The sequence below is a fragment of the Psychrobacter sp. FME13 genome, from assembly GCF_014861395.1.
Lineage (GTDB): Bacteria > Pseudomonadota > Gammaproteobacteria > Pseudomonadales > Moraxellaceae > Psychrobacter.
Window position 1 is genome coordinate 1 of the sequence record NZ_RRYV01000136.1, and the last position, 8,496, is coordinate 8,496.

4 protein-coding genes and 2 pseudogenes are annotated in these 8,496 nt (G+C 42.5%); 3 read left to right on the forward strand and 3 right to left on the reverse strand.

What is annotated here, in order from left to right:
• Positions 1 to 96: 96 nt before the first annotated feature.
• A pseudogene (locus EI164_RS12750) lies at positions 97 to 1,542 on the forward strand (peptide MFS transporter); the annotation flags it as partial.
• A 407-nt stretch (positions 1,543 to 1,949) separates the two neighbouring features.
• Positions 1,950 to 3,767, forward strand: a complete 1,818-nt coding sequence (locus EI164_RS12755; RefSeq protein ID WP_192520328.1) for an aminopeptidase P family protein — start codon at positions 1,950 to 1,952, stop codon at positions 3,765 to 3,767.
• 130 nt (positions 3,768 to 3,897) lie between these two features.
• Here EI164_RS12755 and EI164_RS12760 read toward each other — a convergent pair whose 3' ends face one another.
• Together EI164_RS12760 and fabF are read right to left on the reverse strand one after the other, a co-directional pair.
• Complete coding sequence (locus EI164_RS12760) at positions 3,898 to 4,770, reverse strand: hypothetical protein (protein WP_192520329.1); 873 nt, start codon at positions 4,768 to 4,770, stop codon at positions 3,898 to 3,900.
• Between the two features lie 119 nt (positions 4,771 to 4,889).
• Positions 4,890 to 6,158 carry a beta-ketoacyl-ACP synthase II gene (gene fabF / locus EI164_RS12765; RefSeq protein WP_192520331.1) on the reverse strand — a complete coding sequence of 423 codons (1,269 nt, stop codon included), beginning with the start codon at positions 6,156 to 6,158 and terminating at the stop codon, positions 4,890 to 4,892.
• Between the two features lie 314 nt (positions 6,159 to 6,472).
• Here fabF and EI164_RS12770 point away from each other — a divergent pair, with 314 nt between their 5' ends.
• Positions 6,473 to 8,383, forward strand: a complete 1,911-nt coding sequence (locus EI164_RS12770) for a WG repeat-containing protein (RefSeq protein WP_192520330.1) — start codon at positions 6,473 to 6,475, stop codon at positions 8,381 to 8,383.
• On the opposite strand, the pseudogene EI164_RS12775 reads toward EI164_RS12770, so the two are convergent.
• Positions 8,364 to 8,496: pseudogene (locus tag EI164_RS12775) on the reverse strand (IS1 family transposase); the annotation flags it as partial. The gene EI164_RS12770 and the pseudogene EI164_RS12775 sit on opposite strands and share 20 nt — an antisense overlap.

Below are 8,496 nucleotides of genomic sequence, written 5' to 3' on the forward strand. Positions count from 1 at the left end.
CGTCTATGGGCATCTCACAACTCCATTGTATTCTTGGTCGAAAACAATAGATTAGTGAGGTGCTCTTCTTTTTTCAATCACTTTCGAAGTTGAGAGTGGGGTTATTATAGTATTCGTCCGCTATTAGTATTGTTTATGGTAGCGACGGTCAGTAGTGGCGGTTTTGGCTTCGATGAGGTCACAGCTTCTGCTATCTATGGTATTTTTGCAGGCTCATTGTATTTAGCGGCCGTACCGGGCGGTTGGCTGGCAGATAATTGGCTGGGACAAGAGCGAGCACTGTGGTGGGGCAGTATTATTATCGCCCTAGGTCACTTGTGTATCGCGCTATCCGCTATGTTTGGTATGACGCTATTTTTTGTTGGCCTGATGTGTATCGTTCTCGGTTCAGGTTTATTTAAAACTTGTATTTCAGTAATGGTCGGAGCTTTGTATCCCAAGGGTGATGCACGCCGAGATAGCGGCTTTACTTTATTCTATATGGGTATCAATATCGGTGCGCTATTGGCCGCCCTTATCGTTGGCGTATTTAAAGAAAAAGGTATGTGGCATGTAGGCTTTGGTGTCGGTGGTCTAGGCATGCTGGCTTCATTATTGATTTATCGTTTTTCAGCTAAAAAAACGTTAAATCGCTATGCTCGTGCCAAAAATATCACTCCTGAATGGGAACAAACGACTGGGCTTTTCAAAAATGTAGGTCGCTGGGTGGCAGGGTTTCTGGCGTTACTTGTCGCCATTACTTTGTTGGTGGCGACTGGTATTATGCCATTTAACCCTGAGATGGTTGCCCAATATATGACGTACATCATTGCAGCAGTAGTGATACTGTACTTTGCTGTCATGTTTATTTCACCGCGATTGGACAAAGCCGATAAGCTGCGTTTGCTGATTTGTTTTATCTTAATCATTGGCTCGACGCTATTTTGGTCGAGCTTTGAGCAGCAGCCAACGTCGTTTAACTTATTCGCCGATCGCTATACAGATCTTAACGTTTTAGGCTTTGAAGTGCCTAGTATTTGGTTTCAGTCGCTCAATCCTTTGTTTATTCTCATATTAGCGCCGATCATCAGCATTGTATGGGTCAAGCTTGCAAATCGAGGCCTTGAGCCGAATAGTATGGTAAAGTTTGCGCTTGGTATGTTGCTCGCTGCCGCAGGCTTTGCATTGATGATTTTTGCCTCAAAAAGTATTTTGACTAGCGATGGCGGTTTGGCTTCACCTTTATGGTTAGTCGGTAGTTTATTATTGCTGACGCTTGGTGAGTTAGCGCTCAGTCCTGTTGGTCTGTCTGCAATGACTAAGCTTGCGCCAAAAGGCATGCAAGGTCAGATGATGGGGCTTTTCTTTGCCTCTATCGCCATGGGTAACTTGGTCGCGGCTTTCTTTGGTGGTCATGTCTCGGCTGATAAAATCGAAGGGTTGCCGGGATTATTTACGATGATGACAACCTTTTTGGTGGTCACAGCCGTTATCTTATTGGCATTAGCCAAACCGATCAATAATATGCTACAAAAAAGCGAGCATGCAGATACGCTGAGCTAATTGAAACACAGGGTTAAAGTGATTTGGTATCAATACTAATACCAGCAAAAATGTTAGATGGCGAGACGTGTTACCATCATCGGTGGCACGTTTTATGGTTGCACTTAGTAAGTTATTGACCCCGCGCTATTGAAAGTCCGCTTTCCGCCCAAACATCTAATGATGCTCTGCTGTAATCCTATAAGGCTATTAAAAATAGCTAGCCTCATTTATCTGCTCATTGACAACATTTTAGTTTTTAAGACATTGAACCGCTTACTTAGGTTTAGATACTGAGCATTCAATGAATGGTAAATAACAAACGCTTAAAACAGTTTTACTTGCTCAAATAAGACGACTATCCATAGTCGCCTCACAATATGATTTTTCTAAATCTCATTTTTTTAAAATCAATAAGGACACTTTTTATGAATAAACAAAGCATCCACGATCGTATCGACAGTCTACGTCAGGCATTAGTAGCACAAGACCTGACCGCGATTATCGTACCATCTGCTGATCCTCATCTATCTGAGTATCTGCCAGAATATTGGCAAGCGCGTTTATGGTTGTCAGGATTCACAGGCTCAGTCGGTACGCTCGTTGTTACCGCTGATTTTGCTGGATTATGGACGGACAGCCGCTATTGGGTACACGCCGCTGACCAATTAGAAGGTACAGGTATTAGCTTAGAGAAGCTTGCACCGGGTCAGCCGAATCATATTGATTGGCTCGCCGAGCATTTGGCGGAGGGTGACAGCGTGGCAGTCGATGGCAATGTATTGTCTATCTCTGAACAAGATAGATTGTTAAATGCCTTTGATGCCAATGACATTACGTTAATCACTGAGCGTGACGTATTTACAGAAATATGGAGCGATCGTCCAGCGCTACCAACTGCCAGTCTATATCAACACGATGCGCAGTTTGTCGCGCAGTCTGCTACCTCAAAACTTGCCGCTGTACGCGCAGGTATGGCTGAGGCAGGCGCAACCCATCACTTGCTTTCAAGCTTAGACGATATTGCTTGGCTGACCAATTTGCGTGGCGCTGATGTTGACTATAACCCTGTGTTTTTGGCACATATGCTGATTGATGCTGAAACAGCGACTTTGTTTGTCGATAATAATAAAGTTAGCGCAGATATTGTACAAAGCTTAAAAGACAGCGGTATCACCCTTGCTGATTATGACGCTGTGCAAGATGCATTAGGGACATTGACTGCTGATGACTTATTGCTATTAGATCCGAGTAAAGTGGCAGTGGGTACGCTATCTAAAATGGCAGACGGCGTAGGTTTTATTGAGCAAATGGCGCCAAGCACTTTGTTAAAATCGGTTAAATCTGAGGCTGATATTGATCATGTACGTGAAGCCATGCGTCAAGATGGTGCTGCATTAAGTGAGTTTTTTGCCGTATTTGAGCAGCGCTTAGCAGACGGTGAACGCTTAAGTGAGCTGGACGTCGATAGTATGCTCATCGAAGTGCGCAGTCAGCAGCCACATTATGTCTCACCAAGTTTTCCAACGATTGCAGGCTTTAATGAAAATGGTGCGCTGCCGCATTACCGCGCAACGCCAGAGAAGTTTAGCTACTTAGATGTCAACGAAGGTGAAGGTGGTTTACTACTCATTGACTCAGGCGCTCAGTATCAAAACGGCACGACCGACATCACGCGCGTGGTCGGTATTGGACACGTAAGCAGCGAGCACAAGCGTGACTTCACCACCGTACTCAAAGCCCATATTGCGTTGGCCAAAGCGCATTTCCCTGATGGTATCGCCTCACCGTTAATCGATGCGATATGCCGTGCGCCATTGTGGCAAGCTCAGATGGATTATGGTCATGGTACAGGTCATGGCGTTGGTTATTTCTTGAACGTCCATGAAGGTCCACAAGTTATTGCTTATAGTGCCAGCACGCCGAAAGAGCGCGCGATGAAAGTAGGTATGATATCCAGTAATGAGCCAGGTTTATACCGCGAAGGCAAATGGGGTATTCGTATCGAGAATTTGGTGGTTAACACACCAGTTGCCAATCCTACTGAGACGGAATTCGGTCAATTCTTAAACTTTGAAACCATCACTTATTGCCCAATTGATACCCGTCTAATTGAGCCTGCATTATTAACTCAAGTCGAGATTGATTGGCTTAATGACTATCATAGCCAAGTCTATGCGGAGCTAAAAGACCGTGTTGAAGGCGCGGCACTTGACTGGCTGACTGAGCGTACTAAGGCTATCTAAAGTAAACGCTTATATCTGCGAATCTAAAATAAAAAATCCCCGTAAAGTTTACGGGGATTTTTTATGACTGGTAATTTATCACTAAGAATTTATTCCTAAGGATTGATGGGTAGGAAGTAGGAAGCAGCGTTTAGCTTTTTTGCGACTCTTTGTTAGTTCCTGCTTTATCCTCGCTTAGATTCTGGGTCACTTCAGCACGTAACCAAGATTTTAAATTCTCAGACATCAGCATCATTTGCTCACTGAGATAATCATCAATTTGCATTTCCAGCTCACGGATCAGCTCTTGATGCGTGTTACTCAGTTTTGCGTCTTTCAGGGCCAGTTTGATGGCGGCGCTGGCTTTGTCGTTGACTGCTTTTACGCTGTGCTCATCATTGCTATTTTTGTCATTAGTGACATGAGCATGCTGACTGATGGTTTTGTTCTCAGAGCTGGTGACAAAGTTGTTATCAGCATTAGGTTGTGTAGCAGCCGATTTTTCAACGCTTTGATTTTTTTCAACACTGTTATCAATACCGAGTGATGCTGAATCGTTCGCATCATTGGCATTCATAGCGGTCACTTTATCGGCAACATTATTCTTCTCAGTGGCTATTTGCTCATTTTTCTGTTGTTCTTTTTGCGCGGTATCTGACGCTTCACGAAGTTTGGCTTCTTCTTTTAATTTAGCACTTTCCTTTAATCTGGCATCCTCTGCCGCTTTTACTCTTTGCTGTTCTTCTCGCTGTTGTTTTTCGACGGTCGCTTGCTCTTCGGCTTTTTTGTCAGTAATGGCTTTAGCGATGGCTTGCTCCGCTTCATGATTTTCATAGAGCTCATCGATATGGGCATCCAAATCATGAGTATTAAACACAAAGCTTTCAAACGGTGTATCGTTTTGCAGTAAGGTGGTGATGTCTTTTAGCTCTTGGGTAATTGCTGCGCGAATAGGTTCAGGCGCACACGTCCAGCGCTGATAAAACTGATGAGAAAATGAGTAGCTTGACATGGTATCGTCCATAAATGTTCCAAAAATTACCCCTTATCATACGCAAATACGATAAGGGGCTGCAAGTGGACAAACGTAGTAAATCTGACACTAAGGTTACAACGCATCCCATTGTGCGTTTTTATCAGCTATTAAACAGTAGGCCAACGTGCAAATATCAATGAGCCATTGGTACCACCAAAGCCAAAGCTATTGGATGCTGCATATTGCAGATTTTCAACTTTACGTGATTGGTTAGCGACATAATCAAGATTGCAGTTGTCTTCCACATTGTCTAAGTTAATGGTAGGTGGTACTTGCTGATGCTGTAAGGAAAGCACGGTAAATATGGCCTCGACACCACCGGCAGCACCTAATAAGTGACCAGTCATAGACTTAGTTGAGCTCACTAAGATACTGTCTTTCACTGGTGAAAATACGGTCTCAATGGCTATCGATTCAGCGACATCACCAGCAGGTGTACTGGTACCATGAGCGTTGACATAACCAACTACAGAAGGCTCAATACCCGCATCATGCAAGGCGTTTTTCATCGCACGTGCAGCGCCATTACCATCTTCTGGTGGTGCAGTAATGTGACCTGCATCATCACTCATACCAAAACCAACCAGTTCAGCCAGTATTGTCGCACCGCGGGCTTTGGCATGAGCTAGGCTTTCGAGCACCACCATGCCAGCACCATCACCCAATACAAACCCATCACGGTCTTTGTCAAAAGGACGAGAGGCTTTGGTTGGCTCATCGTTGCGTGTTGAGAGCGCATGCATCGCACCAAATCCTGATATGCCTAGCGGACTTGAGCCTTTTTCGCTACCACCGGCTAGCATCACATCAGCATCACCATAAGCAATCAAACGCGCTGCAAGTCCGATAGCATGGGTAGCAGTGGTGCAGGCAGTTGATGTTGCGAGGTTTGGACCTTTTAACGTATGTTTAATCGCCACCAATCCAGCAGCCATATTGACGATAGAGCCTGGAATAATGAAGGGCGACACTTTCATTGCACCCTTTTCGCGTAGGGTATCACGGCTGTTTTCAATAGTCTGAATACCACCAATCCCTGAGCCTAAGATGATACCAAAACGTTCTTGATCAACACCTTGTACAGGGGCGTCTGATGCGCTTACTTCATTGATGAAACCAGCATTTTTTAATGCCATGGAAGAGGCAGCCACACCATAATGCATAAATTCATCGTAGCGGCGCGCATCTTTGGCATTCATATATTGTTTGGCATCGAAATCTTTGACTACGCCAGCAATTTGCGAACGATAGCCCGTTGCATCAAAATGGCTAATCGTTGCTATGCCGCTATCGCCATTGAGCAATTTAGTCCATGAGCTATCGACGTCTAGTCCCAAAGGTGTAATAGCACCCATGCCAGTGACCACCACGCGCATATCATCTGAGCGTTCATAGTGCGGTTTTTTCTGAGGTGGTTGATATTTTGGTATTGCGTCAGCATCATTCTTGGCTTGGTCGGTAGATGAACTACTATTTTGGCTCATACGATATATCCTATACTTACGAGTCCTAAGAGGAGAGTATTTCGATAGTTATTATAAAACACATAGGTGCACGCATGTAAACTAAATTTATCTCAGGAGTGTCGTATGTGTCTTATAGAGTATGGACTATAACAATCATGTAAGAAACTATCAAAAAAATAAGATATAATGAACAATTGTTCTATTTATACAGTGGTAATGTTTTTATGGTTTCATTGAAGTTTTTATTTCCTCTTTTATTGTCCATGAGTATTCCAGCACTAGCGGACTGTCAACTTCGTTTTGATGATGGTTATAAGCTACCAAAAGATATCATTGCTGTTGATCGCGGAGAATGCGGATTTACAGAGGGGCTTGCTATGATTGAAAAAGACAGTAAGTATGGATTTATTACTCGCCAAGGACAGATAATCGTGGAGCCTAAGTATGATTATGCTGAAGATTTCTATGAGGGTTTGGCTAAAGTTGGTAACGACTATAAATATGGCTATATTGATGCAACAGGCAAGGTGGCTATTGATTTAATCTACGATAATATACACCCCTTTAGTGAAGGGCTTGCAGTGGTACAAAAAGATGGAATTTATGGTTTTATCGATAAGACTGGCAAGGTAGTTATAGATATAAAATATGCCGATGCGGGTGGTTTTGATCAGGGATTAGCGATTGTACATGATGGCAGTCGAGGACTCATAAATTATGATGGTGAGTTTATACTACCGCCTGAGTACATTATTATTCAAGGTTTACGTAATGGCTTTAGACCTGTTTTTGGTTATGGAGGATGGAGTTTTGCTGATGTAAACGGACAGCTGATTGATGAGCTTCAGTATCATAAAGTTAAGAGCTTTAATGAGGAACGCGCTGCTGTACAAAACAAAGATCGAAAGTGGGGCATTATTGATACCGAAGGAGCGGTTGTTTTAGATTTTGCTTACGATGAGGTAAGCGACTTTGACCAAGGGTTGGCTTATGTTAAAAAGGATGATCGCGCTTTTTACGTTGATAGGAACGGTGACGATATATTAACAGGCAACTATGATGATGTTGAACCGTTTAAAGACGGTTTAGCTAAAATTCGTAAAGATAATAAATTTGGCTATATCAATAAAAATGCCGAAATAGTCATACCGATTATATATAAGGAAATATCTTCCTTTGAAGAGGGATTGGCAAGCTTTCAAAAAGATAAAAAAGTAGGGTATATAGATAAAAGCAATAACATAGTCATTCCTGCTCAATTTGATAAGGCTGCACCATTTGTTAATGAGCAGGCCATTATTATAGTAAATGATAAGTACGGTGCTATCGACCGTGCCGGTAATATAGTTATAGAGCCAATATACGAGCAAATACAGCACTTTTTTGAAGACATAGCTCCTATGAAGTTAGATGGTAAATATGGTTTTATCGACAAAAAAGGAGAGGTAGTCATTGAGCCAAAGTATAGCCGTGTGAGTCCTTTTATCTATGAGCTTTCATATGTAGAGCAGAATAAAAAGATGGGCTTAGTCAATACTAAAGGTGTTGAAATAGCTAAGCCTGAGTATGATGAGATCAGTGCTTGGGTCATAGATGGTTTAGTTATGGCAAAGAAAAATGGCAAGGTTGGCTATATAAAAAATACAGGCGAGGTAATCATTCCGTTTAACTACGATTCAATAGGAGAGTTCTACAACGATAAAACCTTTATAGAGGTGAATGGGAAGTTTGGCTATATCGACAAGAGTGGTAAAGAGTTGATTAAGCCTATTTATGAAAAAGTAAAACCTTATTCAGCAGATGTGATTGCAGTAATGAAAGGTGGCAAATGGGGCATAGTCGATTTAAAAAATAATAGATGGATCGAACCTATTTATGATGAGTTAAGCTTTCCAGAAGCAGGTCGTATGTTAATCAAAAAAGACAATAAGTACGGCTTTATGGATATGCAAGGCAATGTAGTAATAGCGCTACAATATGATAAGGCTACCGACTTCGATAGAGGCGTCGCTCAAGTGCGAAAAGATAATCATTGGTATAGTATCAATCGTGCCGGAGATACAACTGGAGAAGTTTCATTAAATTTTCGGTGGTGTTCTAAAAAGTATGCTGGCATCAGACGTAGCCATAATTGATGTAAAAGAACACCATATCAAACACTTTGAAGTGATTATCGAGCTTCTTAGAGAAACAACAGGTTTTTCTAACCGCTCGTCTTAATCGGTGTCTAAGGCGACAGTTATTACCC

What these genes read in the sequence shown, in the direction of transcription:
- EI164_RS12755 (WP_192520328.1), top strand. Translation starts at nt 1,950, where the DNA reads ATGAATAAACAAAGCATCCACGATCGTATCGACAGTCTACGTCAGGCA.
- EI164_RS12760 (WP_192520329.1), bottom strand. Translation starts at nt 4,770, where the DNA reads ATGGACGATACCATGTCAAGCTACTCATTTTCTCATCAGTTTTATCAG.
- fabF (WP_192520331.1), bottom strand. Translation starts at nt 6,158, where the DNA reads ATGCGCGTGGTGGTCACTGGCATGGGTGCTATTACACCTTTGGGACTA.
- EI164_RS12770 (WP_192520330.1), top strand. Translation starts at nt 6,473, where the DNA reads ATGGTTTCATTGAAGTTTTTATTTCCTCTTTTATTGTCCATGAGTATT.